The sequence below is a fragment of the Frigidibacter sp. ROC022 genome (assembly GCF_024723735.1).
Classification (GTDB): Bacteria; Pseudomonadota; Alphaproteobacteria; order Rhodobacterales; family Rhodobacteraceae; genus SLM-1.
The window spans coordinates 465934-491675 of the sequence record NZ_JANQDU010000003.1 but is presented as its reverse complement, the minus strand read 5'-3'; the positions used below and the strand labels follow the sequence as shown (position 1 = coordinate 491675).

29 protein-coding genes are annotated in these 25742 nt (G+C 67.7%); 11 read left to right on the top strand and 18 right to left on the bottom strand.

Translation table 11 applies throughout. The features are described 5' to 3' along the window. Positions 1 to 119: 119 nt before the first annotated feature. Positions 120 to 1676, bottom strand: a complete 1557-nt coding sequence (locus NUW50_RS14195; protein WP_258289791.1) for a trimethylamine methyltransferase family protein — start codon at positions 1674 to 1676, stop codon at positions 120 to 122. 194 nt (positions 1677 to 1870) lie between these two features. Between NUW50_RS14195 and NUW50_RS14190 the strand changes: the two genes are divergently transcribed. Next, on the top strand, positions 1871 to 2491 hold the full coding sequence (locus tag NUW50_RS14190; RefSeq protein ID WP_258289790.1) for a DUF2087 domain-containing protein: 621 nt from the start codon (positions 1871 to 1873) through the stop codon (positions 2489 to 2491). Positions 2492 to 2494: 3 nt separating this feature from the next. Here the strand turns inward: NUW50_RS14190 and NUW50_RS14185 are convergent, their stop codons facing one another. Continuing rightward, on the bottom strand, positions 2495 to 3193 hold the full coding sequence (locus NUW50_RS14185) for an HAD family hydrolase (RefSeq protein WP_258289789.1): 699 nt from the start codon (positions 3191 to 3193) through the stop codon (positions 2495 to 2497). A 122-nt stretch (positions 3194 to 3315) separates the two neighbouring features. On the opposite strand from NUW50_RS14185, the gene NUW50_RS14180 reads away from it, so the two are divergent. After that, positions 3316 to 3765, top strand: coding sequence for a MarR family winged helix-turn-helix transcriptional regulator (locus NUW50_RS14180; RefSeq protein WP_258289788.1), 450 nt, complete (start codon positions 3316 to 3318; stop codon positions 3763 to 3765). Positions 3766 to 3852: 87 nt separating this feature from the next. Here NUW50_RS14180 and NUW50_RS14175 read toward each other — a convergent pair whose 3' ends face one another. Then, positions 3853 to 4128 carry a DUF3572 domain-containing protein gene (locus NUW50_RS14175; RefSeq protein WP_258289787.1) on the bottom strand — a complete coding sequence of 92 codons (276 nt, stop codon included), beginning with the start codon at positions 4126 to 4128 and terminating at the stop codon, positions 3853 to 3855. Between the two features lie 87 nt (positions 4129 to 4215). On the opposite strand from NUW50_RS14175, the gene NUW50_RS14170 reads away from it, so the two are divergent. Further along, entirely contained in the window at positions 4216 to 5577 is a 1362-nt protein-coding gene (locus NUW50_RS14170) for a diguanylate cyclase domain-containing protein (RefSeq protein ID WP_258289786.1), read from the top strand. Between the two features lie 8 nt (positions 5578 to 5585). On the opposite strand, the gene NUW50_RS14165 is transcribed toward NUW50_RS14170, so the two are convergent. The 4 genes from NUW50_RS14165 to NUW50_RS14150 form a co-directional block, all read right to left on the bottom strand. Further along, positions 5586 to 6110: a periplasmic heavy metal sensor gene (locus NUW50_RS14165; RefSeq protein ID WP_258289785.1), complete on the bottom strand. Its 525-nt coding sequence runs from the start codon at positions 6108 to 6110 to the stop codon at positions 5586 to 5588. 2 nt (positions 6111 to 6112) lie between these two features. Then, positions 6113 to 6496, bottom strand: coding sequence for a hypothetical protein (locus NUW50_RS14160; protein WP_258289784.1), 384 nt, complete (start codon positions 6494 to 6496; stop codon positions 6113 to 6115). Continuing rightward, complete coding sequence (locus NUW50_RS14155) at positions 6486 to 7088, bottom strand: RNA polymerase sigma factor (protein WP_258289783.1); 603 nt, start codon at positions 7086 to 7088, stop codon at positions 6486 to 6488. Before NUW50_RS14155 ends, NUW50_RS14160 begins: the two co-directional genes overlap by 11 nt. Positions 7089 to 7212: 124 nt before the next feature. Next, positions 7213 to 7770 carry an EF-hand domain-containing protein gene (locus tag NUW50_RS14150; RefSeq protein WP_258289782.1) on the bottom strand — a complete coding sequence of 186 codons (558 nt, stop codon included), beginning with the start codon at positions 7768 to 7770 and terminating at the stop codon, positions 7213 to 7215. Between the two features lie 212 nt (positions 7771 to 7982). Here NUW50_RS14150 and NUW50_RS14145 point away from each other — a divergent pair, with 212 nt between their 5' ends. Next, positions 7983 to 8366, top strand: coding sequence for a DUF983 domain-containing protein (locus NUW50_RS14145; RefSeq protein ID WP_258289781.1), 384 nt, complete (start codon positions 7983 to 7985; stop codon positions 8364 to 8366). A gap of 15 nt (positions 8367 to 8381) precedes the next feature. Then, a complete protein-coding gene (locus tag NUW50_RS14140) occupies positions 8382 to 9095 on the top strand; it encodes an NUDIX hydrolase (RefSeq protein ID WP_258289780.1) in 714 nt (237 codons plus the stop codon). Between the two features lie 96 nt (positions 9096 to 9191). Here the strand turns inward: NUW50_RS14140 and NUW50_RS14135 are convergent, their stop codons facing one another. Further along, positions 9192 to 10085: a DMT family transporter gene (locus tag NUW50_RS14135; protein ID WP_258289779.1), complete on the bottom strand. Its 894-nt coding sequence runs from the start codon at positions 10083 to 10085 to the stop codon at positions 9192 to 9194. A gap of 23 nt (positions 10086 to 10108) precedes the next feature. Continuing rightward, entirely contained in the window at positions 10109 to 11011 is a 903-nt protein-coding gene (locus tag NUW50_RS14130; RefSeq protein WP_258289778.1) for a fatty acid desaturase, read from the bottom strand. A gap of 418 nt (positions 11012 to 11429) precedes the next feature. On the opposite strand from NUW50_RS14130, the gene NUW50_RS14125 reads away from it, so the two are divergent. After that, entirely contained in the window at positions 11430 to 12554 is a 1125-nt protein-coding gene (locus NUW50_RS14125) for a polysaccharide biosynthesis/export family protein (protein WP_275982167.1), read from the top strand. Then, positions 12554 to 14593: a capsular polysaccharide biosynthesis protein gene (locus NUW50_RS14120; protein WP_258289776.1), complete on the top strand. Its 2040-nt coding sequence runs from the start codon at positions 12554 to 12556 to the stop codon at positions 14591 to 14593. The genes NUW50_RS14125 and NUW50_RS14120 overlap by 1 nt, the downstream gene beginning before the upstream one ends. A gap of 116 nt (positions 14594 to 14709) precedes the next feature. On the opposite strand, the gene ribD is transcribed toward NUW50_RS14120, so the two are convergent. From ribD to NUW50_RS14105, 3 genes are all read right to left on the bottom strand, one after another. Beyond that, positions 14710 to 15783: a bifunctional diaminohydroxyphosphoribosylaminopyrimidine deaminase/5-amino-6-(5-phosphoribosylamino)uracil reductase RibD gene (gene ribD / locus NUW50_RS14115; protein ID WP_258290154.1), complete on the bottom strand. Its 1074-nt coding sequence runs from the start codon at positions 15781 to 15783 to the stop codon at positions 14710 to 14712. Between the two features lie 23 nt (positions 15784 to 15806). Beyond that, a complete protein-coding gene (gene nrdR, locus NUW50_RS14110; RefSeq protein ID WP_258289775.1) occupies positions 15807 to 16274 on the bottom strand; it encodes a transcriptional regulator NrdR in 468 nt (155 codons plus the stop codon). A gap of 140 nt (positions 16275 to 16414) precedes the next feature. Next, positions 16415 to 16816 carry a secondary thiamine-phosphate synthase enzyme YjbQ gene (locus NUW50_RS14105; RefSeq protein ID WP_258289774.1) on the bottom strand — a complete coding sequence of 134 codons (402 nt, stop codon included), beginning with the start codon at positions 16814 to 16816 and terminating at the stop codon, positions 16415 to 16417. 117 nt (positions 16817 to 16933) lie between these two features. On the opposite strand from NUW50_RS14105, the gene yghX reads away from it, so the two are divergent. After that, positions 16934 to 17821 carry a YghX family hydrolase gene (gene yghX / locus NUW50_RS14100; protein WP_258289773.1) on the top strand — a complete coding sequence of 296 codons (888 nt, stop codon included), beginning with the start codon at positions 16934 to 16936 and terminating at the stop codon, positions 17819 to 17821. 4 nt (positions 17822 to 17825) lie between these two features. On the opposite strand, the gene NUW50_RS14095 is transcribed toward yghX, so the two are convergent. From NUW50_RS14095 to NUW50_RS14085, 3 genes are all read right to left on the bottom strand, one after another. Next, complete coding sequence (locus NUW50_RS14095; protein WP_258289772.1) at positions 17826 to 18227, bottom strand: hypothetical protein; 402 nt, start codon at positions 18225 to 18227, stop codon at positions 17826 to 17828. A 91-nt stretch (positions 18228 to 18318) separates the two neighbouring features. Continuing rightward, a complete protein-coding gene (locus tag NUW50_RS14090; RefSeq protein WP_258289771.1) occupies positions 18319 to 18759 on the bottom strand; it encodes a hypothetical protein in 441 nt (146 codons plus the stop codon). Between the two features lie 53 nt (positions 18760 to 18812). Then, positions 18813 to 19088, bottom strand: a complete 276-nt coding sequence (locus NUW50_RS14085) for an HlyU family transcriptional regulator (RefSeq protein ID WP_258289770.1) — start codon at positions 19086 to 19088, stop codon at positions 18813 to 18815. 125 nt (positions 19089 to 19213) lie between these two features. Between NUW50_RS14085 and NUW50_RS14080 the strand changes: the two genes are divergently transcribed. Together NUW50_RS14080 and NUW50_RS14075 are read left to right on the top strand one after the other, a co-directional pair. Beyond that, a complete protein-coding gene (locus NUW50_RS14080) occupies positions 19214 to 19462 on the top strand; it encodes a hypothetical protein (protein ID WP_258289769.1) in 249 nt (82 codons plus the stop codon). Continuing rightward, on the top strand, positions 19459 to 19791 hold the full coding sequence (locus NUW50_RS14075) for a type II toxin-antitoxin system death-on-curing family toxin (RefSeq protein ID WP_258289768.1): 333 nt from the start codon (positions 19459 to 19461) through the stop codon (positions 19789 to 19791). The genes NUW50_RS14080 and NUW50_RS14075 overlap by 4 nt, the downstream gene beginning before the upstream one ends. A 103-nt stretch (positions 19792 to 19894) precedes the next feature. Here the strand turns inward: NUW50_RS14075 and NUW50_RS14070 are convergent, their stop codons facing one another. From NUW50_RS14070 to dnaG, 3 genes are all read right to left on the bottom strand, one after another. Further along, positions 19895 to 20461: a hypothetical protein gene (locus tag NUW50_RS14070; protein WP_258289767.1), complete on the bottom strand. Its 567-nt coding sequence runs from the start codon at positions 20459 to 20461 to the stop codon at positions 19895 to 19897. Positions 20462 to 20468: 7 nt separating this feature from the next. Then, positions 20469 to 22490, bottom strand: a complete 2022-nt coding sequence (rpoD, locus tag NUW50_RS14065; protein ID WP_258289766.1) for an RNA polymerase sigma factor RpoD — start codon at positions 22488 to 22490, stop codon at positions 20469 to 20471. Positions 22491 to 22721: 231 nt separating this feature from the next. Continuing rightward, positions 22722 to 24701 (bottom strand): DNA primase, encoded by a 1980-nt coding sequence (gene dnaG, locus NUW50_RS14060; RefSeq protein WP_258289765.1) that lies wholly within the window; start codon positions 24699 to 24701, stop codon positions 22722 to 22724. Positions 24702 to 24883: 182 nt separating this feature from the next. Here dnaG and NUW50_RS14055 point away from each other — a divergent pair, with 182 nt between their 5' ends. Continuing rightward, complete coding sequence (locus tag NUW50_RS14055; protein WP_258289764.1) at positions 24884 to 25693, top strand: metallophosphoesterase; 810 nt, start codon at positions 24884 to 24886, stop codon at positions 25691 to 25693. Positions 25694 to 25742: the final 49 nt, after the last annotated feature.

The window sequence follows — 25742 nt, the reverse complement described above, 5'->3', positions numbered from 1 at the left end:
GCAGCGGATCGGCCCGGCGTCACAGGACGCCCGGCCCGCCGGCCCGGGTGCAGATTACCACGCCCGTGACGGCGCGACAGCAAATTCGGCGGGCGATGACGGCCCCGCGCGACCCGCGGCTAGAAATCCGTCGGGGCGCCGCCCTCGGCCTTGCGGCGGGCAACGAAGGCCTCCAGCTCTTCCCGGATTCCCGGGTCCATCGGAGGCGGCTGGAAGCTGCCGATGATGTCCTTGAACATCTTGTGCGCCCGCTCGGCGGTCCAGACCGCGCCCGAGAGCCGCCAGCCTTCATAGTTGCGCCAATCCGACAGGAAGGGCTGATAGAAGGCCTTCTCGTAGCGTTCCTCGGTATGCCTGGTGCCAAAGAAATGCCCCGCCGGGCCGACCTCGCGGATCGCGTCCACCGCCAGGTCCTCGGGGGTCGAGGCATAGGTTGCCGGCTCGAAGTAGCGCTCGATCTGCTGTAGCACCTCGCAGTCCATGATGAATTTCTCCGGGCTGGCGATCAGCCCGCCTTCCAGCCAGCCGGCGGCGTGATAGACCATGTTGGTCCCCGATTGCACCGCCGCCCAGAGCGAGTTCGAGGTTTCCCACATCGCCTGCCCGTCCGGCACATTGGCGGCACAGGACCCCGACGAGCGCAGCGGCAGCCCGTAGAACCGCGCCAGCTGCCCGGTCATCTGGGTGGCGCGCATGTATTCCGGCGTGCCAAAGGCCGGAGCGCCGGACTTCATGTCCACATTCGAGGTGAAGGTGCCGAAGCCGCAGGGGGCGCCGGGGCGGACATATTGGGCCAGCGCGATGATGCAGAGCCCCTCCGCGATCGACTGCGCCACCGCCCCCGCCATCGTCACCGGCGCCATCGCCCCGGCCAGGGTGAAGGGCGTCACCACCGCCGCCTGCCCGCGCCGCACGCAGCGCAGGTAGCCGTCGATCATCGGCGTGTCATGCTTGAGCGGCGAGGTCGAGTTGATGTTGGTGTACATCCGCGGCGTCGCCTCGAATTCCTCATGGCTGAGGCCGCCGGCGATCCGGACCATCTCGAACACGTCCTCGACCCGCTCCTTGCCCAGCGAATAGGCGTGGCAGACCTTGTCGGTCAGGGTCAGCTTGTCGAACAGCACGTCGAGATGCCGGACCGAGGCATGCACGTCCACCGGCTCGACCGGATAGCCGCCGGCGATATGGATGCAATTGAAATACTGCGTCAGTTTCAACAGGTTGGCGCATTGCTCGCGGGTGCCCGGGGTCTTGCCGGTTTCGAGGTCGAAATAGTTCGGCGGCGAGGAGACATTGACGAAGACCATGTGCTTGCCGCCGATGGTCACGGCGCGGTCGGGATTGCGCGGGGTGAGGGTAAAGCTTGGCGGCGCCTTGCCGACCATCTCCATCACCCAGTCGCGGCCCATCCGGACATTGGTGCCCTCGACGGTGCAGCCGGCCTTCTTGAACAGAGCGAGCGCTTCGTCGTGGTAGAACTCGACACCGATCTCTTCGAGGATGCGCATCGCGGCATCGTGGATCCGCGCCACGCCCTCTTCATCCAGCGGTTCGGTCGGGCGGTCTGTATTGACCGGGATGCGCCAGGGCATCTGGTCGAGTTGGAAGCTGCTGGACCGGCGGGCATTGCCAGAGCGTCCGCCATGGCGTCTGCGGCGCGGTTGGTCCTCGATCATATGCGGCTCTCCTTGGGCTGTCGTCCCCCGACAATGGTGTGACGACGGGCCGCTCGCCTGACGGAAGGCGACGTGAATGGTCGCTTTCCGACCTGTGGGCTCATCCGGCGGCCCCGTCGCCGATCGGGTGGGGCTTGCCGGCCACATTTAATTTCGATACACGTCTAATTAGATTGCTGCCGAAGGAGTTCTTCATGACCGATGACAGCCGACTTGCCGAGTTGCTGGCACTGCTGAAGGTGCTGGCCGACGAAAGCCGCCTGCGGCTGCTGGGCCTGCTGGCCCAGGCTCCGACCTCGGTCGAGGCGCTGGCGGCGGCGCTGGCGTTGAAGGAGCCGACCGTCTCGCACCATCTGGCGCGGCTCAAGTCCGCCGGACTGGTGAGCATGACGCAGGACGGGACAAGGCATCTCTATGCGCTGGATGCAGAAGCGCTGCGCCGGCTCAGCCGCGACCTCTTCGCCAGCGTCGCCGCAGCGGACAGCGCGCCCGAAAGCGCCGAAGCCGCCTGGGAAGAAAAGGTCCTGGCGACCTATCTGCGCGATGGCAAACTGACAGAACTGCCCGCCTCGCGGCGCAAGCGGCGGGTGGTCCTGGCCCAGATCGCCCGGAATTTCGCCGATGGCGAGGTGCTGCCGGAGAAGGAATTGAACGCCCGTCTGGCCGAGGTCCATCCCGACACCGCCACCCTGCGGCGCGAGTTCATCGGCTACCGGATGATGACGCGCGACGCAGGCATCTATACCCGCCTGCCCGAAACGCAATGGCGCAGCGAGGCCGAGCAGCACCGCGCCCCGGCGGGCACCGCGGCCTGAGCCTCAACCCTCGGCGGCGATGCTGTCGAGCCAGCCCGGCAGATGGCCGATGTCGGGCAGCACCACGTCGGCCTCCCCCGCCAGCGCCTCGGCGGTGGCCGGGCCGGTCAGCACGCCCACCGTGCGACAACCGGCGGCGCGCCCGGCGTGCAGGTCGTGCAGGCTGTCCCCGACCATCGCCACGCTGCCCGGCGCCAGCCCCGACCAGTCGAGAAAGGCCTGCACCTGCCCCGGCGCAGGTTTGCCGCCCCAGCCGCTGTCATAGCCAGCGACGAAGCCGAAACTCCCGGCGATCCCGGCGGTCTCGAGATGCGCCCGGGCCGAGCTTTCGTCGTCGTTGGTCGCCAGCCCCAGCACCAGCCCGCGAGCCCTGAAATCGGCGATCAGCGGTTGCAGGTCCACCGGCGCCACCAGCGCCGTTCCGGCCGCCTCGGTCTTCATGTGCCGGATCAGGGCCGGTTTCTCCCAGCCCGGCAGGAACGGCAGGATCAGGCTGGCCACCTGCTCGGACGTCTCGGCGATCACCGGGCTGTGCGCGGCAAAGCGCAGCGTCCCGGGATCGAAGCCCAGCACCTCGGCAACCTCGGCGCCCACCGGGCCGGGGAACAGATCGGCCAGAAGCTTGGCGGTCCAGGCGCCCCAGGTCGCCTCAAAATCGAACAAGGTCCCGTCCTTGTCGAACAGCAGCCCGTGCAATGTCATCCTCCGCCTCCCGGTATCCCATCGAACCGGCCGCTAACCCGCCGCATCTTCGATGTTTTTTTGCTGTTTGGCACAGGTCGAGCAGAGTTGACAGCCCCCGGCGCGCCTTACAGGATCGGCGCATGAACAGACTGCCGCCCTATCGCCTGCATCAATCCCTGGGCTACCAGCTTTCCGTCACCAGCCGGATTCAGGAGCGGCGCCTGGACGAGGGGCTGAAGAAGCTCGGCCTGACCCGGATCAGCTGGTGCATCCTGCTGGCGGTCGGAAACGAGGCGCTGACCCAGCCCTCGGACATCGCCGAATTCGTCGGCATCGACCGGACCGCAACCTCGCGCGCGCTGCGGCAGATGGAGGCCGCGGGGCTGGTGTCGCGGCAGAACGGCACCGCGGATCGGCGCACCACCCGGGTCGGGCTGACCGCAAAGGGCCGGCAGCGGCTGGACGAGGGCACGCCGCTGGCGATCGCCAACAACCGGGTGATGGCGGCCCGGCTGACCCCCGACGAACATCGCGAGCTGGAACGGCTGCTGGCCAAAGCACGCGGCGGCGACGCGATGCAGGGTCTCTAGGACCGTCCCGCCCGGAACGGGCGAGTCGCGAGGCGGAATTTCACCTCTTCTTAGGACAGTTGAAGGAAGCCTTATCCTCGGCCCGGTTCAGGTCCAGTGAACCATGCCGCCGCCCGGCAGCGCCTGACGTGCGGCCATCGGGGTCTCGTAACTCAGCCCTTCGGCATCGCAGAACGCCATGACCCAGGCGTCGTCCTGGGTCAGAAAGTCCAGCAGGGCCGCCAGGAACGTGGGATCCTGCGCCGCCGTCCGCAGATCGCCCGTCGCACCGGTCGAGCCCAGGAACACCGGCCACAATTCGTCGTTTCCGGCCAGCCATGCCAGGACCTGAAGCGCGACCACTTCGGCATCTTCCCGCCGCATCTTCAGAACTCCCTAACCAAGCTAAACGCTTTGTTAACCTCTCGCGGGGAATAGTCACACATTCACATGCTTACCCCCTGGAGCCTTATGCCGGATCGATTGCTCATCGTCGACAACGATGCGACCGACAGGATCAACCTGAAGACCAAGCTGACCGCGGCCTGCTACGAGGTTGCGCTGGCCCCGGGTCCGGCCGCGGCGCGGATCGCGCTGGCCGAGGGCAAGACGCGACTGCTGATCCTTTCGGACCGGATCGACGGACCCGGCGGGGCCAGGCGGTTCTGCCGCAGCCTTGCAGGCGATCCGGCCCGCGCCGATCTGCCGATCATCGTCGTCGGCTCCAGACCCAGCCAGAAAGCGCGGCTGAAGTTTCTGGCGGCCGGGGCGGCGGATTACCTGGCCCGGCCGCTGGATGACGCCGCCCTGCTGGCGCGCGTCCGTTCGCTGCTGCGCGACCTGCCGCGCGAGCTGCCGGTGGATGTCGAATCCCTGGCGATCGAGGCGCATGTCGCCCTGCGCCCGCAGCCGCCGGGGCTGATCGGGATCGTCAACACGGATCGCACCGCCGCGCTGCGCTGGAAAGCCGCGCTGGACGGCCGTATTCGCGACCGGATCGCCATCTACCGGCCAGAGACCCTGTTCGACCGGCTGCGGCAGGAGCCGAAGCCGGACATCTTCGTGATCGGGGCGGAACAGGCCCGGTTGACCGATCTGCGGCTGATTGCCGAGCTCCGGGTCCGGCAGGACACCCGGTCTTCCCCGGTGCTGGTGGTCGGCGGCGGGCAGGAACCGGAATTCGACATCATGGCGCTGGACCTCGGCGCGGGGGACGTGCTCTCGGGCGGTTTCGACGCCGATGAGCTGGTGCTGCGGCTGCGCGCCCGGCTGCGGCAGAAGCGCGCCGGAGAACGGCGGCGGCGCACCCTGGCCGAGGGCCTGCGGCTGGCCGCCACCGACGGGCTCACCGGCCTGCTGAACCGACGCGCCACCTTTGCCCGGCTGGCCGCGATGGCCCGCGATGCAAAGCTGCGGAATCGTCCCTACGGGCTGATGATCCTGGACATCGACCGGTTCAAGCGGATCAACGACACGCATGGCCATGCCGGTGGCGATATCGTGCTGTGCGAAGTGGCGCGGCGGTTGACCCGAAACATGCGCGACGGCGACCTGCTGGGCCGGATCGGCGGAGAGGAATTCCTCGTTGCCCTGCCCGATTGCGCCCTCGCCCCCGCGAGGAAGGCCGCAGAGCGGCTGCGCCGGATCATCGAGGCCAGGCCGGTGACGCTGCAATCCGGGGTCCGGGTCTATGTGACACTGTCGGTCGGGCTCTGCCTGTGCAGCGGCACGGAAGAAACCGTCGGGGCCGCCTATGACCGGGCCGACCGGGCACTCTACGTCGCCAAGGCGGGTGGTCGGAACACGGTGACCGTGGGTCGGCCGGCGGCCTGAGCGCCGGCTCAGCCCTTGGGCTGCGGTGGCGGGTCCGGGCGGAACCGCGGCTTGCGTTTCAGGCCGCGCGCCAGGGCATCGGCGAATCCGGCGCGCTCTTCGGGGCTCATCGTCTCGAGCCGCTCGTACAACAGCTCTTCACCGATCTTCAGCCGCTCGTCCAGCCGCGCCTTCTGGGCGTCGATCGCCTTCCGAACCGCGTCGATCTCGAAGGGTTCGGCACGCAGCGCGTCCAGCAACACGTCGAACTGCTGGCGCAGCTCCTCGCGGTTCTGCCGCAGATTGCCCGCGCGCTCGATCAGCGCCTTGCCGAAGGCCCGCCGCTCATCGCCGGGCAGGGCCTGGATGAAGGGACCAAGGCCGATGTCCGCCATCGCGGTATCGGGGCGCCGGTCGCGGTCGCGGCCCAGCCAGGCACCGGCAACCAGCCCGACCACCAGCAGGTTCAGCGCCAGCGACACCGCCAGCGCGATCCGGAGGCCGCGACCGGCCGGCGGGGTCCGGGCCGCTGTATCTTGTTGCGTCTGGGTCATCTTCAGCCGTCCTCGGCCAGATCAAGCGAAGGCATGAAATCACCAACCGTGTATTCCGAACCGAAGCCGATCACCCCGTCCAGCGTGCTCGGGCTGGCAAAGCCGAGCCAGAGCCCGGCCATCGCGGCGCTCGCCATCCCGGCCATCGCGGGCCAGCCGCCGATCGCCGCGAGCAGACCGGCCAGAAGACCGACGCGTGGCGCCGTCTCTGCTGCCGGAGCGGCAGAGGCCAGCGCCACCGATCCGGGCCGGGTTGCCTCGGCCTCGGCATCCGCCATGATCCGGGCGAACAGCCCTTCGGGCAATGCGGCACCATCCTCCCGCCCGACACGGAAGAACGCGTCAAGCTGGTCGTCGGTCACACCATTCCGTTGTTCAGTAGCCATAACCCAACTCCTCGCGCCGTCCGGCCAGAGCCCGGGCCAGCGCACGTTTTCCCCGCGCCGTCAGACTTTCGACCGCCTCGACACCGATGTCCATGATCGCCGCGATCTCGGGATTGGCAAATCCCTCGATGTGGCGCAAGACCACGGCCTGCCTCTGCCGTTCGGGCAAGGCGGCGAGGGCCTGGTCCAGCGCCTCGACACGGGCCCGGTCATCCATCATTTCCGCCGCCGAAACGGCATCGTCCTCGGGCTCGGCGATCTGGTCCAGCCCCGGCCCCTGCCAGCGCCGCTTGCGAAGCCGGTCGGTGCAGAGATTGGCCGTCACGCGATAAAGCCAGCTTGTCACCTTGGCCTCGCCCTGGCGCCAGTCCGGCGCCAGTTTCCACAGCCGCAGCATCGCTTCCTGGGTCACATCCTCGGCCTCGGCCCGGTCACCGCCCAGGAGCCGCGTCGCATAGCGCAGCACCTTCGGCGCCAGTCGGGCCGTCAGCAATCGGGCCGCCGAGACATCGCCATTGCCGAAGGCCACCAGCAACACTTCGTCGCTGGCTTCCGCCTCGGCGGCAATCTCGGCAGAATCCGGTACGCTCATATCCGAGGCTGCTACCCGGTTGCGGGGCGGGGCGCAAATGCCCCGCCCCGTTTCGGTTGCGAACCCTGGCCGACGGCGACCGTCCTTGCGGGACAGTAACTCCGTCGCCGGCCAGAGCCCGGCGTCAGCCGCCGCGGCGCTCACCATGTCCGCCCTTGCCGCCATGTCCGCCCTTGCTGCCGCGCTTGCCCATCTTGCCGGCCATCTTGGCGAGGCCGTCATCGTATTCGGCCTTGCTGACCGAACCGTCGCCATCGGCATCAAAGCGCTTCAGGAAGCCTTCACCGGCCCGCGCCACCCGCATCTCGTCCGCGGAGAGCTTGCCATCGGCATTGTCGTCCTGGCGATCGAACATCCGCTGCGCCATCTCGGCGCGACGCGCGGCGCGGCGCTCGGCTTCACGGGCCTCGGCGGCGGCGACCATCTCGTCCTGCGAGATGAACCCGTCACCATCGGTGTCGGCCGCATCGAAGCGGGCCTTGGCGGCCGCGGCGAGCTCATCGGAGGTCACCACACCATCGGCATTCGCGTCGAGCTGCTCCCAGACCATGCCGGCCATCGGGCCACCGTCGCGGCCGCCCATGCCCGGGCCCTTCGGACCGGCTTCCTGTGCCGTCGAGGCCAAGGCGGTTCCCAGAACGGCAAAGACCGCCAGTGCGGATACGAGTTTCGTTTTCGTCATGTCATTGCTCTCCAGTTTCGTTTACCCAAAATCCGCAGTTCTCTGCGCGATCTGAGGTGAAAACGCGCCGGATCCCGGATTCCGTCGCCGGAAGTCATTTCCCGATCATCACGGTTTCGTCAGGGCTTCATGATTTTGCGACATTCTGGCACGGTGACATCCCGGGGCCCCGGCCCCATCTTTGCCTTTGACCTTTAGCTGGACCCTTTCCGATGCAATCTGACTCCACAAATCGTCCCCTTCGCCCGGCGCTGCTGCGCGGCTGGGCCCGCCGCTGCCCGAAATGCGGGGCCGGACCGATGCTCAAGGGGTATCTGTCGGTGCGGAGTTCCTGCCCGGCCTGCGGCGAGGATCTGCACCATCACCGCGCCGATGACGGCCCGGCCTATCTGACGATCCTGATCGTCGGCCATATCATGTCGCCGGCGCTGCTGATCGCCTTCATCAAGTTCCGGCCCGATCCGCTGGTGCTGGCCTCGCTGTTCCTCATTGGCTGCGTCGGACTTTCGCTTTACCTTCTGCCAAGGTTGAAGGGGCTGATCGTCGCCGTGCAATGGGCCAAGCGCATGCATGGATTCGGCGGTTCCCCGGCCTGACGCCGGAGGATCCGCTTGCCCGTCCGTTCCGAGACTTCGCCCGCCGCCGATCCGGTGCCGGTCCGCAATGCCGCGACGATCATCGCGATCCGCGACCCGGCGGGCCCGGCGCCCAGCGTCCTGATGGGCCAGCGCGGCAAGGCGGCGGCCTTCATGCCCGACAAGTTCGTCTTTCCCGGCGGCGCCGTCGATCCGGGCGATGCCGAGGTGCCCCTGAGCGCCCCGCTGCCCGCGACCTGCGCCGCCGCCCTGACCGACAGGGCGCCCGCAGGGCTGGCCGACGCCCTGGCCGCGGCGGCGATCCGCGAATTGTGGGAAGAGGCCGGCCTGGCGCTCGGCCGGCCCGGCCACTGGCCCGATCCGCCCCCCGACTGGCGCGACTTCGCCCGCCTCGGCCTGCGCCCCTCGGCCGAAAGCCTGCGCTTCGTCTTCCGCGCCATCACCCCGCCGGGCCGGTCGCGCCGCTTCGACGCCCGGTTCTTCCTGACCGACGCGGCGCAGCTGGCCGGCGACCCGGATGATTTCTCGCGCGCGTCCGACGAGCTCTCGGCCCTGCAATGGGTGCCGTTATCCGAGGCCCGCCGCTTCAACCTGCCCTTCATCACCGAGGTGGTGCTGGCCGAGGTCGCGGCCGCCCTGCCCTCCTTGGCCCCGCCCAAGACGGTGCCCTTCTTCCGCAACGACGACGAGGAAAGCCTGTTCCTGCGTCTCGGCGGCCGGGCGCTCTGACCCGCATCTCTTTGCCTCGAAAATACTCCGGGGAGGGTCCGGGAGGGGCAGCGCCCCGCCCGGCGGTCGGCCCGGGCGCAGCCCGGGGCGAAATCGCTAGCTGGCCAGCACGATCGCCAGCAGCGAGATCCCCAGAAAGGCCATGCCCGCCAGCTCGCGCCGGGTCACCTTCTCGCCCAGGAACAGCACACCCGCCGCCAGGCCGAAGACCAGTTCCACCTGGCCGAAGGCCCGGACATAGGCGGCATTCTGCAGCGTGAAGGCGGTGAACCAGCCCAGGCTGCCCAGCATCCCGGTCAGGCCGACCAGCGCTGTCGCCCGCCAGGAGCGGGCAACCTTGCCCAGGGTCCCGGGCTCGGCCAGGCGCAGGACCACCAGCATGATCGCGGTCTGGGTCGTGGTGACGCAGGCCAGGGTGAAGGCGGCCCGGAAGAAATAGTCATCCGCCCCGAGGGTCAGCGCCGCACCGCGATAGCCGATCGCCGCCAGCGCGAAACTGGCCCCCGCGACCAGCCCCAGGGCCAGGGTCCGGTTCCAGATCACGCCGCGGACCTTCGCCCCTCTCGGCCAGGACAGCAGCACCACCCCGACGACACCGATCAGGATCGCCAGGAAACCGCCGGCCGAGACCGCCTCGCCCAGGAACAGGGCCGAGAACAGCGCCACCTGCACCGTCTCGGTCTTGGTGAAGGCGATGCCGACCGCGAAATTGCGCATCGAGAACAGCGACACGGTGCAATAGGTGCCGAGGATCTGGCCCAATCCGCCGATCACCGCCCAGGTCCAGAAGGCCGGCCCCGGCACCGGCCAGTCGCGGCCCTGAGCGATCATCAGCAGGACCAGCGCCCAGGCCAGCGGCGCGGCGAAGACAAAGCGGGAAAAGGTGGCGCCGCCGGTCGAAAGCCCCAGAGCCTTGAGCCGCCGTTGCAGCAGGAAGCGCAGGGTCTGCACCAGCGCCGCCGCCAGGGAAATGGGAATCCACAACGCCATGACGGCGCCGCTATTTCATACCCTCAGCGGCGACGCCAGAGCGGATGCGGCACCGGATCCTTCGGTTGCAGCAGATAACGGCGGAAAACCTCGCCGTAGCTGCGGTACATGTAGCCGTTGTTGCGGGCCAGATAACGGTCGCGATTCGAGAAATAGAGCCCCGGCAGCCGGAACCAGGCGACCCTGGGATGCATGTGATGCACCACATGCAGGTTGTTGTTCAGAAAGATCAGCGCCAGCGGCCCGCGATCCTCGATGATCACCGTGCGGCCACGCACCCGCTCATGCGCCTGATGCTCGAGGAAGGTGCGGATCTTCAGCACCGACAGCGCCGCGTAGGCCGACAAGAGATAGGCCCAGACCGGCATCTGCGCCACGAACCCCAGCCACAGCAGCACGATCAACAGCGCCGGGATATGCCAGAGCCAGCCCTGAACCACCCGCGGGTCTCCGGCGCGATGCTTGCGGATATCCGAAAGGATGAAGGCCACGGTGCCGACCAGCGGCCCGACCAGCAGCCGTCCCAGCAGTCGGTTGTTGAACCGCAGCAGGGCGCGCAGGGCTGGCGGGGTCCGTTCCCAGACGCCGGGGTCCAGGTAGTTCGACTCGGGGTCGTCATAGGGGTCGGTCAGATTGGCGTCGAGGTGATGCTCCAGATGGGTATCGCGGAACCGGCGATAGGGGATCACCAGGGTCAGCGCCGGAAACACCAACGCCTCGTTCCACCCTGCCCGCTTGAACGGGTGGCCATGGATCATCTCGTGGCTCAGCGACGAGTGCAGCGCCGTCGCGGCGATGGTCACGACCATCCCCAATGGAAGCCAGAGCGCCGCTAGCCAGGTCGTGCCCAGCATCCAGAGCACATAACAGCAGGCCAGCAAAAGCAGTGTGGGCCACTCGGCCCAGATCGTTCCTTCGGTTTTCATAACTTGTCCATGCGGAGCGATTCGTCGCTCTCGCGTGGACGCACTCTGTCATGAATTCGTCAATAATTGAAGCGGTTTGCGGTGCGACGCTGCGGCGCGATGCATGACGGGGCAGGCAGGATGCCGCCGAAGCGCACCCGCCGGGCCGCCCGCGACCGGCAGCGGGGAACGCAGAGCGGCCCCTTTGCCGATGTCGTGGGGCCTGCGCCACTGCCCACCGCATCGGCCCCCGGGGTCGCAAATCACCAGGTCCAGAGCCCTGGAATCACGCCCTGACACCGCGTCATCACCGCAACACCGCCGAACCGCCACCATGGCCCGACAACGGCCGGACTGGCAAAAGCTCCATTGTTTCGGTAGGTTTCTGGAAAAAACTTGAGGCAGAATAACAGGTCGAGGAGACCGAGCAGTGAAAAGTTTGACCTCTCGGAGGGCGCGCTATGCTGCCCTTTTGGTCCTTGTCGCGTCCCTGGCGGCCTGTGGCCTGCCGCGATCCGGCCCCAACAAGCGCGAAATCTTTGCAGGCTCGGTGCAGCGCAAGGGCGACAGTTTCGTCGTCGCGGTGGACGACCGTGTGACGCGCGCCACGGCGGTGATCCCGGCGCTCGGCTTCTCCTCGGACTTCACCGGCGCCGGTGAGCTCGGCTCGGACACGATCAGCCCCGGCGACACGCTGTCGCTGACGGTCTGGGAAAACGTCGATGACGGGCTTCTGGCCCCGCAGGGCGCCAATGCGACCGTGCTCGAGGAAATCCAGGTGGATGGCTCGGGCAACATCTTCGTGCCCTATGCCGGCCGCATCCATGCCGCCGGCAACTCGCCCGAGACGGTGCGGCGGATCATCACCGAGAAGCTGGATGCCCAGACCCCGGACCCGCAGGTGCAGGTGCGGCGGGTTGCCGGAGACGGCGCCACCGTGTCGATCACCGGCGCGGTCGGCGGCCAGGGCGTCTTTGCCATCGAACGCCCGACCCGGACCCTGAGCGCGATGATCGCCCGGGCCGGCGGCGTGACGATCCCGCCGGAAATCGCCCAGGTCTCGGTGATTCGCGGCAACAAGGTCGGCAAGATCTGGTACAAGGATCTCTACAACAATCCCCGTTTCGACATCGCCCTGCGCAGCGGCGACCGGATTCTGGTCGAAGAAGACACCCGCGCCTTCACCGCCCTCGGCGCCACCGGCGCACAGAACCGGGTGCCGTTCACGACCCAGACGCTGAGCGCCATCGAGGCGATCGCCCAGGTCGGCGGGCTGCAATCGGGCACCGCCGATCCGACCGGGGTCTTCGTGTTCCGCAACGAGCCGCAGGAAATCGCCCGTGCGGTACTGGGCCGCGACGACCTGATCGGCGACCAGCGGATGATCTATGTGCTCGACCTGACCAAACCGAATGGCGTGTTCATGGCCCGCGATTTCGTGATCCGCGACGGCGACACCGTCTATGTGACCGAAGCGCCCTTCGTGCAGTGGTCCAAGGTGCTGAACGCCCTGACCGGCACCCTGAGCACCGCGAATACCGTCAACACGCTTGCGGGGAACTGATGTCGCCCCCTGATCGGGGGCGATCCGGCGCCGGGGAGGAAACTCCCCGGCGTCTTTACGTCTACAACGGCGGCTTCCTGACCCAGAAACGGGTGCGGCGCATCCTGGAACTCGCGGGCTGGGACATCCGCCTGGGCGCACCGAAGGAGGGCGACTGGGTCGGGGTCTGGGGTCACTCGCCGACCGCACCGCGAGGCGAGACGGTGGCCGGCTGGACCGAAGCGCCGGTGCTGCGGGTCGAGGACGCCTTCCTGCGCTCGATCCGGCCCGGCCGTGACGGCGGCGAGCCGCCTCTGGGCCTGGTGCTGGACCGGAGCGGCGTCCATTTCGATTCCTCCCGCCCCTCGGACCTGGAGACCCTGCTGGTCAAGACACCGCTGGACGACGCCGCGCTGCTGGGTCGGGCCCGGGACGGCATCCTCCGCCTCAAGACCGCGCAGCTGTCGAAATACAACGCCTTCGACACCTCGGCCGCCCTGCCCGAGGCGCCCTATGTGCTGGTGATCGACCAGACCCGCGGTGATGCCTCGATCAGCCGCGGCGCCGCCGATGCCGGCACCTTTCACGAGATGCTGGTCTTCGCGCAGGAAGAGCATCCCGGTGCCCAGATCGTCATCAAGACCCATCCCGAGACCGCGGCCGGGCAGCGCCCCGGACATTTCGGCCCCGAGGATGCCGGCGGCCATATCAGCCTGCTGACCGATCCGGTCAGCCCCTGGGCGCTGATGGAGGGTGCCCTGGCGGTCTATACCGTCTCGTCGCAGCTGGGGTTCGAGGCGATCCTGGCCGGCCACAAGCCGAGGGTCTTCGGCCAGCCCTTCTATTCCGGCTGGGGCCTGACCCAGGACGAGAACCCTGTGCCGCGGCGCGAACGCAAGCTGACCCGGGCGCAGCTCTTTGCCGGGGCGATGCTGCTCTACCCGACCTGGTACGACCCCTACCGCGACCGGCTGTGCAGTTTCGAGACCGCGGTGGACACGTTGGAAGCACTGGCCCGCGGCTGGCGCGAGGATCATCAGGGCTATGCCGCCTATGGCATGCGGGCCTGGAAACGGGCGCCGCTGCAGAAGATGCTGGGTCGCGAGGTGCCGATGGTCTTTCCGCGGACACCCGCGCCGGTTCCCGATCGGAAGGCGCTGGTCTGGGCCGGCAAGGCCGATCAGGCGCCCGAGGGAGCGATCCGGGTCGAGGACGGCTTCCTGCGCTCGCGCGGGCTGGGCGCCGATCTGGTGCCGCCGCTCAGCCTGGTGCTGGACGATCTCGGCATCTACTACGACCCGGCCCGCGAAAGCCGGCTGGAACGGCTGATCGCCGCCTCGGTGGATCTGCCGCATGTGGCTCTGGCCCGGGCCGATGCGCTGCGGCGCCGGCTGATTGCGGCACGGGTGTCGAAATACAACCTCGCGACAACGGACCTGCCGGCACTGCCCGAAGGCCACCGCCTGCTGGTGCCGGGCCAGGTCGAGGATGACGCCTCGGTCCTGCACGGCGGCGGCACGGTGCGCAGCAATATCGGCCTGTTGCAGGCGGCCCGCGCGGCGCATCCCGAGGCGGTGATCCTCTACAAGCCGCATCCCGATGTCGAGGCCGGGCTGCGGCCCGGCAAGCTCCGCCCCGAGGAGGCGCTGCAATTCGCCGATCTGGTGCTGGACCACGCCGATCCACTGGCCCTGATCGAGGCGGCGGACGAGGTCTGGACCATGACCTCGCTGCTGGGGTTCGAGGCACTGATCCGCGCCAGGCCGGTGACCTGTCTCGGGATGCCCTTCTATGCCGGATGGGGGCTGACCACCGATCTGACCACGGGGCTGCTGCCCGCCACGGCGCGCCGCCGGGCCCGGCCGGTGCTGCAGGGGCTGATCCATGCGGTGCTGATCGACTATCCGCGCTACCACGACCCGGTCACCGGCCAGCCCTGCCCGCCCGAGGTCGCGGCCGAGCGGCTGGCCGACCCCGACCTGACGCGCGGCGGGCCCGGGCTGCGGCTGCTGGCCAGACTTCAGGGCTGGCTGGCCGGATACGCCTGGCTCTGGCGGTGAGGATGGCTGTGGCGCGCCCCGGGAGACAGGAGATGCAAGGGGGCGCTGCCCCCTCGGCCTGCGGCCTCACCCCCGGGATATTTCCAAGGTAAAGCCGAGCGGCCGGACTCTCGGGGTCAGAGCGGGCGCCAGCGGTGCAGAACGTCGGGCCCGCAGCGCCGCGACTCGACCAGCCGGAAGCGTGGCGCATCGGCCAGATGTTCGAAGCGCATCGCGGCAATGGCGGGCACCGCCTCGGCGCCCAGGGCCAGGCCGGCGGTGAAGCCGACCAGTTCATCGACCAGACCGGCACCGAGCAGGCTGGCGGCGAGGCTGCCGCCGCCCTCGCAGAAGACCCGGGTGAGCCCCTCCCCGGCCAGGGTTTCCAGCGCCGCGCGCGGATCGAGCTGGCCGTCGGGGCCGAGCCCCGAGGCCAGGCAGCGGGCGCCGCGATCGGTCCAGCGGGCGATACGGTCGGGGTCGGCATGCGGGCCGTGGATCAGCCAGAGCGGCTGCTCGCCGGCCGTGCGGGACAGCTTGCCGGTCTCGTCGAGATTGAGCCCGCGTGACAGGACCACCCGCACCGGCTGACGCACCGCTCCATAGCCGCGCACGTTCAGACCGGGGTCATCGGCCCGCGCCGTGCCGCCGCCGACCAGCACCGCGTCATGGCAATGCCGCAGCCCGTGCACCGCATGGCGCGCCTCGGGCCCGGTGATCCAGCGGCTTTCGCCAGAGGCCGTGGCGATCCGCCCGTCGAAACTGGTGGCCAGTTTCAGCGTCAGCAGCGGCCGGTTCTCGGTGATCCGCAGGAAGAACCCCCGGTTGGCCTCCAACGCCTCGGCTTCGAGCACCCCGTTGGTGACCGCAACCCCGGCGCGGCGCAGCAGCGCCAGGCCCTGCCCGTTCACCCTGGTGTCCGGATCGGCGGTGGCGATGACCACGCGGGCCACCCCGGCTTCGGCCAGGGCCAGGGCGCAGGGGCCGGTCTTTCCGGTATGCGAACAGGGTTCGAGCGTGACATGGGCGGTGGCGCCGCGCGCCGCCTCTCCGGCCTGGGCCAGGGCCACCACCTCGGCATGCGGCCGGCCGCCGGGCTGGGTCCAGCCGCGGCCGACGATGCGCCCGTCGCGGGTGATGACGCAGCCGACCGCGGGATTGGGCCAGCAGTTTCCCAGCCCCCGCCGCCCCAGCGTCAGGGCATGGGCCATGTGGCGGGCGTCTGCGGCCCCGGTCACTCGTCCAGCGAGCCGCCCGGGCGCAGCTCGTCGATGAACTTGTCGAAGTCATCGGCGGCCTGGAAGTTGCGATAGACCGAGGCGAAGCGGACATAGGCCACGGTGTCGATCCGGGCCAGGCTTTCCATCACGATCTCGCCGATGGTCTTCGAGGGAATGTCGGTCTCGCCCATGCTTTCGAGCCGCCGGACGATGCCGGAGATCATCTGGTCGATCCGTTCCGGATCGACCGGCCGTTTCTGAAGGGCGATCCGCACCGAACGTTCCAGCTTGTCGCGATCGAAATCCTCGCGCCGGCCGTTCGACTTGATCACCACGAGGTCGCGCAGCTGCACCCGTTCATAGGTGGTGAAACGACCGCCGCATGCCGGGCAGAACCGCCGCCTGCGGATCGAGACATGATCCTCGGCGGGGCGGGAATCCTTGACCTGCGTATCGACGTTTCCGCAAAACGGGCAGCGCATAACCTCTCCCTCGTGCCTGAAGGCATGATATCTACTGCGACTATAGGGCCGCCGCTAGGATTTGGGTAGGGGGCACCGCGCGCCCAAGATGTTGGGCCATTTTGGTGTCATCCGAGTCACAGCCGCGCCCCGCGCGAGGCTCAATCGGGGCGGAAGTGCAGCGCCACCTCGCGGCGATGCGGGCGGGCGCGATGCTCGACCAGATACAGCCCCTGCCATGTCCCCAGCCGCATCCGCCCGGCCTGGACCGGGACCGAAAGGCTGACCGGCAGCACCGCGGCCTTGAGATGGGCCGGCATGTCGTCGGGCCCTTCCGAGCGATGCCGGATCCAGCGCATCGACGGCGCGTCGGCCGGCGGCGCGATCCGCTCCAGCCAGGCCAGAAGATCGCCCTGCACATCCGGATCGGCATTCTCCTGGATCAGCAGCGAGCAGGAGGTATGGCGGACCATGGCGGTCAGCAGCCCGTCGCCCTGCCCCGCCAGCCAGTCGGCGACGCGGTCGGTGAATTCGTGCAGGCCGGGGCCTTGGGTGGGGATCATCAGGGTTCCGTGCATCGGCGGCAGAGTGCCCGCCGATCCGCGCGGACACAAGAATGTCATGTCGCGGATCGCTCCGCCCGGGTTAGCCTTACCCTACGACACCCCAGGGAGGCTGCCATGACACGTATGACTGCGAAGGACTTCGACCAGGAACTGCTCGAACTCTACGACTATTACGCCCATGGCCGGATCACCAAGCGCGAGTTTCTCGACCGGGCCGGCAAGTTCGCGGTCGGCGGGCTGACCGCGGCGGCGATCCTGTCGATGATGTCGCCGAACTACGCTCTCGCCGAGCAGGTCAGTTTCACCGATCCCTCGATCAATGCCGAATACATCACCTACCCGTCACCGAACGGCCATGGCGAGGTGCGTGGCTATCTGGTCCGTCCCGCCGAAACGGCCGCCAGGCCGGGAACGGTTGTGGTGGTGCACGAGAACCGGGGCCTGAACCCCTATATCGAAGATGTCGCGCGCCGCGTCGCCAAGGCGGGCTACATCGCGCTGGCGCCGGACGGGCTGTCGAGCGTCGGCGGCTATCCGGGCAATGACGACAAGGGGCGGGAGCTGCAGCGCACGGTGGACGGCACCAGGCTGATGAACGACTTCTTCGCGGCGGTCGAGTTCCTGATGGCGCATCCCGAGGGCAACGGGAAGACCGGGATCGTCGGCTTCTGCTATGGCGGCGGGGTCTGCAATGCCGCGGCCGTGGCCTATCCCGAACTGGCCTGCGCGGTGCCATTCTACGGGCGCCAGCCGGATGCGGCGGAGGCGTCGAAGATCAAGGCGGCGCTGCTGCTGCACTATGCCGAGCTGGACGAGCGGATCACCGCGGGCTGGCCGGCCTGGGAAGCCGCGCTGAAGGCGGCGGGCGTGACCTATGAAGGTCATGTCTATCCCGGCGTGAATCACGGCTTCCACAACGATTCCACCCCGCGCTATGACGAGGCGGCGGCGGAACTGGCCTGGGACCGGACGCTGGAATGGTTCGGGCGCTATCTGGCCTGAACGCTCAGTCCCAGTCCCAGAGGATCCGCCCGCGCTTGCAGAACGACTGGGCATGGGCGGCGGTCAGGCTGGCCGGGTCGCCGCCCAGCTTGGCCAGTCCGGTCGAGGATGCGGCCCCGTCGGGCGACAGCGCGAAATCGATGCCCTCGCCGCTGCCGCGCGGCGGCTCGCTGAGCCGCCAGACCCGCGTGGTCGGCGCCATGTGGAGACCGCGGATCACATAATCCCCGGCGGCGCACCAGAAATCCGTGGCGCCGGACTTGCCGCGAAAGGGAACCGAGATCACCCCGCCGTTGCTCGAAACGACAAGACCATTCTCGGCGGTGAAGGCGGCGGCAGGCAGGGCGGCGGCCAGGCTCAGGCAGAGCGGCGCAAGCAAGCGGGCGGCGGTGCGGGGGAATGACATCGGTGGATACTCCTTCGGCTTGACCTGAATCTAGGGGGCGGCAGAGCCGATTGCCAATCAAACTGTCGAAAGGGTCCGCGGGGCGCAGGTTTCAGCCCCCGTCGCCAGCCGCCGCAGTGTCGGGACCCGCGCCCCGGTCGCGCTCGGCCTCGAGCCCGGAGAGATCCGCCGCCGCCCAGTCGAATGCCCGGGCCCGGGCCTGTTCGGCGGGCACCGTCTGCGCAGTGAGACCGGTCGCTTCATAGAAACTGTCGGTCAACTTGCCCTCGGAAGGCATCGGCGCGCCGGCATCTATGCTGGCCTTGGTGGCCACAAGCGTGGCGATGTTCGGCAGGCCGTGGCGCTCGCAGATCGCCGCCGCCTCCTTCAGATAGCTGGCCAGCCCCTGCGGATTGACCCGCGACAGGCCGAGCCGGGTGGCGAAATCGGAATAGGTGACGGCGGTTTCGCCCGCCTGCACCGCCTGCGCGAGAAGGCGGATCGTCTCGACGGCGCGGGCGCGGGTCAGGGGCGAGATGGATTTCTGGCTCATCGGCCGGGTGTGGGGGATTGGCCGCCGCGCGTCAAGCCGGGTCGCGGGCGGTGTCAGTCGAACAGCGCCTGGCCCTGCTCGTCGATCACCTGGCGCGCCTTGCGCAGGCTGGCCTCGACCGCCGCCTCCTCGCTGTCCAGCATATCGGCGCGAATCAAGGTATGGGTGCGGGTCTCTTCGCCGACCTGCGCCTCGATCCGGGCCGAGAGGCGAAACCGGCTGCCCTCGCGAACCGGCGTCGGCGTGATGGTGAACCCGTTGTAGGTTTCGGGGTCCGGCGCGGATTTCCGGGCGCTGCCGCCACCGAACAGGCGCGAGAGAATGGACATGAACGGTCTCCTGTTTGCCTGTCGGAAGATCGACGATTCCGAACCCGATGAAAAGGGCACGAAGGAGAGCTTGCACGAATGTATATCCGAATGCGTATTTTGTTACGCATTACCGGAGAGACTCCATGGCACGCCTGCTGCCCCCCCATATCGCCACGATCACCGAGTTGCGCGTACCGCACAAGGTTCTGGCCCGCTCCGGCGGCAAGCCGGTGGCGATCCTGAAGAATTCGGCGGTGGTGGGCTACCTGGTGCCGAACGAGGCCGTGAATCAGGTCGAGCATCGGGCGCCGACGCTGGACGAGGTGAAGGAGAGCCTGGAGCGGACCCGGGATGCGGCCCAGCCGGTGCTGGACTACCTGAAAGACAAATGACCCTGCGTCTGCTGACGCCCGATTTTGTGGAGGTGATCCACGACGCGGTCCTGAACCCCGGCGAGTTGGCGGGCCGGGCAAGGTACAAGTCGCTGGCTGTTATCCTCGCCCATATCGACAACCGCATCGCCTATGGCATGGTCGAGGATGCCTTCGACCTGGCGGCGGCCTATGCGGTGGCGATTGCGCGCGGGCATTGCTTCAACGACGCCCACAAGCGGACAGCCTTCCGGGTGATGGATGTCTGTCTGGACCTGAACGGGATTTCGATACCCTGGGACACCGAAGAGGTCGGCCAGATCATCATCCGCTGCGCGCGGGGGGGGTGATGGAGGACGGGGATTTGGCGGAGTGGTTGCGGGAGAAGGCGGAGTAGTCGAAGCCCCCGTACGCAATCACGCACTCTACTGCGCGTTGCCCAAGACCATACCCTTAAACCAGATCAACTGCGACTTCAGGTGTCGCGACGTCTCGCAAACCAAGTAGTTTCAACTTCTCATGGTTCGCATGAAAATCTTTGGTGTTCGTTGTCACGAATACGTCGCGACCGCTGTCGATATGCGTCCAGAGTGTATGAGTATCACACCAGACATTCCGCCATTTCCTGAGCTTGGGAGACCATAGCTCTTGATCTTCAATGCCATCCGGAAGCCTACGATCGACAGACGGGGCAAGTGCCTGCCATATTGCTTGGCGCTCACTATCAAAGGTTTCGCCAACATTTTTGCACATATTCAAATAGGTTAGGCCAACTACAGCCGGGCCAAGCAATAGGCGCAAATCATCCCATCCTAGGTTGGTAATCCGCTTGCGAAACTGAGCGGCGCTCGCGGGAAATTTCTTTGAGCCCTTCAGCGATTCAGAAGCAGACACAGTCGTAATAGCGACGTCTGCCAAGCCGCGCCTATGAAGTTCCACCAATCGCCTGACGAACGCCCCTTGCTCCTCACCAGCCTCAACGGCAAGTGCGCAATTCCAATCGAGAGTGAATGACTTCACTGCCCTTCTATTGATCCAGGAAGCTCCGCAGCTTCCGGCTCCGGCTCGGGTGCTTCAGCTTGCGCAGGGCCTTGGCCTCGATCTGCCGGATCCGTTCCCGCGTGACCGAGAACTGCTGGCCGACCTCTTCCAGCGTGTGGTCGGTGTTCATGCCGATGCCGAAGCGCATCCGCAGGACCCGCTCCTCGCGCGGGGTCAGGCTGGCCAGCACCCGGGTCGTGGTTTCCTTCAGGTTCTCCTGAATGGCGCTGTCGAGCGGCAGGATCGCGTTCTTGTCCTCGATGAAATCGCCAAGCTGGCTGTCCTCCTCGTCGCCGATCGGGGTCTCCAGCGAGATCGGCTCCTTGGCGATCTTCATCACCTTGCGAACCTTCTCCAGCGGCATCTGCAGCTTTTCGGCCAGTTCTTCCGGCGTCGGCTCGCGGCCGATCTCGTGCAGCATCTGACGGCCGGTGCGGACCAGCTTGTTGATGGTCTCGATCATGTGCACCGGAATCCGGATCGTGCGGGCCTGGTCGGCGATCGAGCGGGTGATCGCCTGACGGATCCACCAGGTCGCGTAGGTCGAGAACTTGTAGCCGCGGCGATACTCGAACTTGTCCACCGCCTTCATCAGGCCGATATTGCCTTCCTGAATGAGATCAAGGAATTGCAGCCCGCGGTTGGTGTATTTCTTGGCGATCGAGATCACCAGCCGCAGGTTGGCCTCGACCATTTCCTTCTTGGCCTGCCGGGCCTCCTTCTCGCCCTTCTGGACCTGGTTGACGATCCGGCGGAACTCCTGGATGTCAACGCCGACATATTGCCCGACCTGGGCCATTTCGGCGCGCAGTTGCTCGACCTTGTCGGCCGAACGCTCCATCAGTGCCTTCCAGCCACGGCCCGATTTCTGGGCCATCCGCTCCATCCAGGTCGGGTCCAGCTCGTAGCCCCGGTATTCCTCGATGAATTCGCGGCGGTTGATCCTGGCCTGGTCGGCCAGTTTCACCATGCCCGAGTCGATCGACATGATCTTGCGGTTGATCCCGTAGAGCTGGTCGATCAGCGCCTCGATCCGGTTGTTGTGCAGGTGCAGTTCATTGACCAGCAGAACGATTTCCGAGCGCAGCTTCTGATAGGCGGCCTCGTCCACCTTGGTGAAGCTGCCATCCTCGTTCAGCGTCGCGGACATCCGGTTGTCCTGCATCTCGGCGAGGCTGGAATAGTCGGCGGCGATGCGGGCCAGGGTTTCCAGAACCTGCGGCTTCAGCGCCGCTTCCATCGCGGCCAGCGACATGTTGGCCTGTTCGTCGTCATCGTCGTCATCGTCATTGCCCAGCGGATTGCCGTCGGCATCCAGCTCGCGCTTGTCCTCGCCGGTCTCGGCCTTGGCCTCGGGCTTGGGCGCAGGTTTGGCCGCGGGCGGGCTTCCCGCCGGAGAGTCCGGGGTGGAGCCGACGGGCGATTCCTCGATCTCGTCGCCATCCATGCTCCGGCCGAAAGTGGTCTCGAGGTCGATCACGTCACGCAGCAGGATGTCTTCCGACAGAAGCTCGTCGCGCCAGATCGTGATCGCCTGGAAGGTCAGCGGGCTTTCGCAGAGCCCGAGGATCATCGTGTTGCGGCCGGCCTCGATCCGCTTGGCGATGGCGATCTCGCCCTCGCGGCTGAGCAGTTCGACGCTGCCCATCTCGCGCAGATACATCCGCACCGGATCGTCGGTCCGGTCCAGCGTCTCGGTGGTCGTGGTGGCCACCGCGACCTCGCGCGAGGTCGAGGCTTCGACGACTTCGGTCGAGGGCTTTTCCTCTTCCTCGGCCTCGTCATCCTCGATCACGTTGATGCCCATCTCCGACAGCATCGACATCACGTCCTCGATCTGCTCGGACGAGACCTGTTCGGGCGGAAGAACCTGATTGAGCTGGTCGTAGGTGATGTAGCCACGCTCGCGGGCGTCGGCGATCATCTTCTTGACCTGGGTCTGGCTCATGTCCAGCATCGGCTCGGCGTCGTTTTCGTCCGGCTTCTGCTCGTCGATGTCCTTGGCCATGCGGCACTCCTTGGCGGGGTCGGTCTGGGGCGGGGTCGCGTGTCGTTTCGGTCGGCGTCGGTTCGGTCGGTCTGGTCTCGGTCGCAGGCAGTCTTCGGTCGGCGTCGGCCCGGGGCGCACCGCCTTGGCGAATCACGCACCGAATCACTCTTCTCCGAATCATACTACGCGAATCAGTGATTCGCACTCAGTTAACCCGGCCCTACTTACCTGCGTCTGAAACCCCCGAAGTCAATCCTCGGGCGGGCGTTCCCTGGTGCCCGCGATCTGCTTCAGAAGCAGCTCGAATGCGGCCTTCTCGTCGCGGCTCACCGGGGCCCCGTTTTCCCCGGTGTCGTAGACGGTCCGGTCCTCGGCCTCGGCCCGCAATGCCCTGTTGCGGGCCTCGGCCGCCTGGGTCAGGCGCCAGGTCAGCCCCTCATCGGGCAGCGCGTCAATATCCTGCACGGCATCTCCAAGTTCACGGATCATGGCGCGGCGGGCGGCCAGTTTTGCCAGTTCTTCGGCCAGACAATTGCGCACCAATTCCTGATCCGCATCTGGCCGCAGCACCGGAGCAATGCGGATATGGCGGTCGGCGAACAGCCGTTCAAGGGGCTCGGCGCCAAGCTCCCCGGTGACCGCCTCGCGCAGCCCCTCCGCCCGATGCGCATGCCGCAGAAGCGCCACGCGCAGCGCCTCGTGATCCGGGTCCATCATGTCGAGCCGCGCGAGCCGGTCCTCGAACTCGGCGATCTGGTCGGGGTGCCGCAGCAGCGCCGCCAGGACCAGAGCCTCGCGCAGCCGGTCCTCGGCACCTTCCGGCAGCGCCGCCAGCGTCGACATCCGGGTCGAGGCCAGCACCGGCTCGACATGGTTGGGCCGCCAGCGGCCGCCCTTGCCCCCGACCGACGCGGGTTTCGGAAAGCTGCGGCCCGGCGGCGGCGCGGGGCGGAACAGGGCCTGGCGCAAGCGGTTGATCTCGTCGCCGTAGTGCCGCCGGATCGACGGATCGGCAATCTTCTTCAGCGCCTCGCGCAGGTCGCGGTCCAGCGCCGCCTTGCGCTCGGGACTGTCGAAATTCCGGCCCTCGGTCTCGCGCTGCCAGAGCAACGCCACCATCGGCTGCGCCGCGTCCAGCACCGCCTGCATCGCCGCCGGCCCGCCGGCGCGGATCAGATCGTCGGGGTCCTGGCCCTGCGGCAGGATGGCAAAGCGCAGCCCCTTGCCGGCCTCGAGCAGCGGCAGCGCCCGGTCGATGACGCGCAGCGCCGCCCGCATCCCCGCCGCGTCGCCATCCAGAGCGATCACCGGCTCGTCCGAGATCCGCCACATCAGCCGCAGCTGCTCTTCGGTCACGGCAGTGCCCAGCGGCGCCACCGCCGCCTCGAACCCGGCCATGACCAGCGCGATCACGTCCATGTAGCCCTCGGCCACGATCAACGGCTTGCCCTTGCCGGCGGCCGCCCGCGCCGGGGCGAGGTTGTAGAGGCTGCGGCCCTTGTCGAAGAGCTCGGTTTCCGGCGAGTTCAGGTATTTTGCCCGCGCATTCGGGTCCATCGACCGGCCGCCGAAACCGATGCATCGGCCCCGCGCGTCGCGGATCGGATAGATGATCCTTCCCCGCATCCGGTCATAGGGCGCACCGCCGCCTTCGGGTTCTGCCGCCAGCCCGCAGGCGAGGATCAGTTCCGGCGCCACGCCCTTGGCCTTCAGCGCCGCGGTCAGGCCCTGGCGGCTGTCATGGGCAAAGCCGATCTCGAACCGCTCCTGCGCCGCCTCGCCCAGGCCCCGCCCGGCCAGGTAGTCGCGCGCCTGCGCCGCCGCGGCGGTCTTCAGTTGCAGCCGGTAGTGCTGCACCGCCAGTTCCATCACCTCGGCCATCCGGGTCCGCCGGTCGGCGGTCTCCTGCGCCCGGGGATCGGCGGCGGGCACGGTCATCCCCGCCTCGCGCGCCAGAATCTCGATCGCTTCTATGAAACTGGCATTCTCGGTCTCTCGGACGAAGGAAATCGCATCCCCCTTCGCCTGGCAGCCGAAGCAGTAATAGAAGCCCTTCTTGTCATCGACGTGGAAGCTGGCGCTCTTTTCCTGGTGGAACGGACAGGGCGCCCAGAAGTCGCCCTTGCCCTGGTTCGACTTGCGCATGTCCCAGGATACCTTGCGCCCGACCACACGGGCCAGCGAGGTGCGGTTGCGCAATTCGTCAAGGAAGCCGGGTGGAAGCGACATGGACAGACTCGGGGTCAGGCGGTTTCCGAAGATAGGGCCGAGGCCGGGTCAGAGTCCACCGGCGACGGGTGGTGGCGACGGCCGGAACAGGCCCCAGCCCTGCGCCTGGCGATTATCCTCGCCGGAGGCATTGCAACTTCTGCAATTCGCGGATTGCCTGTGCGCATAGCCCGGAGGGACCGATGCGCAAACTGCTGGTGATGACCGATCTGCACATCCGCGCAGAGGGACAGCGGATCATCGGTCTCGACCCCGGCGCACGTCTGGCCGAGGCGCTGGCCCATGCGCTGGCCCGACACGGCGATGCCGAGGCGCTGGTGCTCTGCGGCGACCTGACCCATGCCGGGGAACCGGCCGAATATCAGCGCCTGCGCGCGGTTCTCGCGGATTGCCCGCTGCCGGTGATCCCGATGCTGGGCAATCACGACAACCGCGACGCCTTCCGCACGGTGTTCCCCGAGGCGCCGGCAACGCCCGAAGGCCATGTGCAGGACGTGCGGGACATCGGCGAGACCTGGCTGATCACGCTCGACACCTTGATCGGTCCGCCCTTCGGCTGGACCCACCTGGGCCGGCTGGGGCCGGAGCGGCTGGCCTGGCTCGACTCGGCCCTGGCCGGGGCGCGGGACCGCCAGGTCCTGGTCTGCGCCCATCATCCGCCGATGCCGACCGGCCTGCCGGCGATGGATTCGATCCTGCTCGAGGACGGCGCCGCGCTGGTCGATCGGCTGCTGGCGCATGACGCCCCGGCGCATCTGATCCTCGGCCATCTGCATCGCACCGTCTCGGGCACCATGCGCGGTCTGCCCTTCACGGTGCTGAAGGGCACCTGCCATCAGGGGCCGCTCGAGCTGGTCAGCGACGATTCCACCCTCTCGGTGGACGAGCCCGGCGCCTATGGCGTGGTGCTGCTGGGGCCGGGGCAGGTCATCGTCCATTCCGAGGATGTTCTGGCGACCGGCTCGGCGCTGTCGGGCTACGACATGGCATAGCAAAGCGGCGCCCGCATACCTATATGCGCCCGAACCATACCCGAGGGGC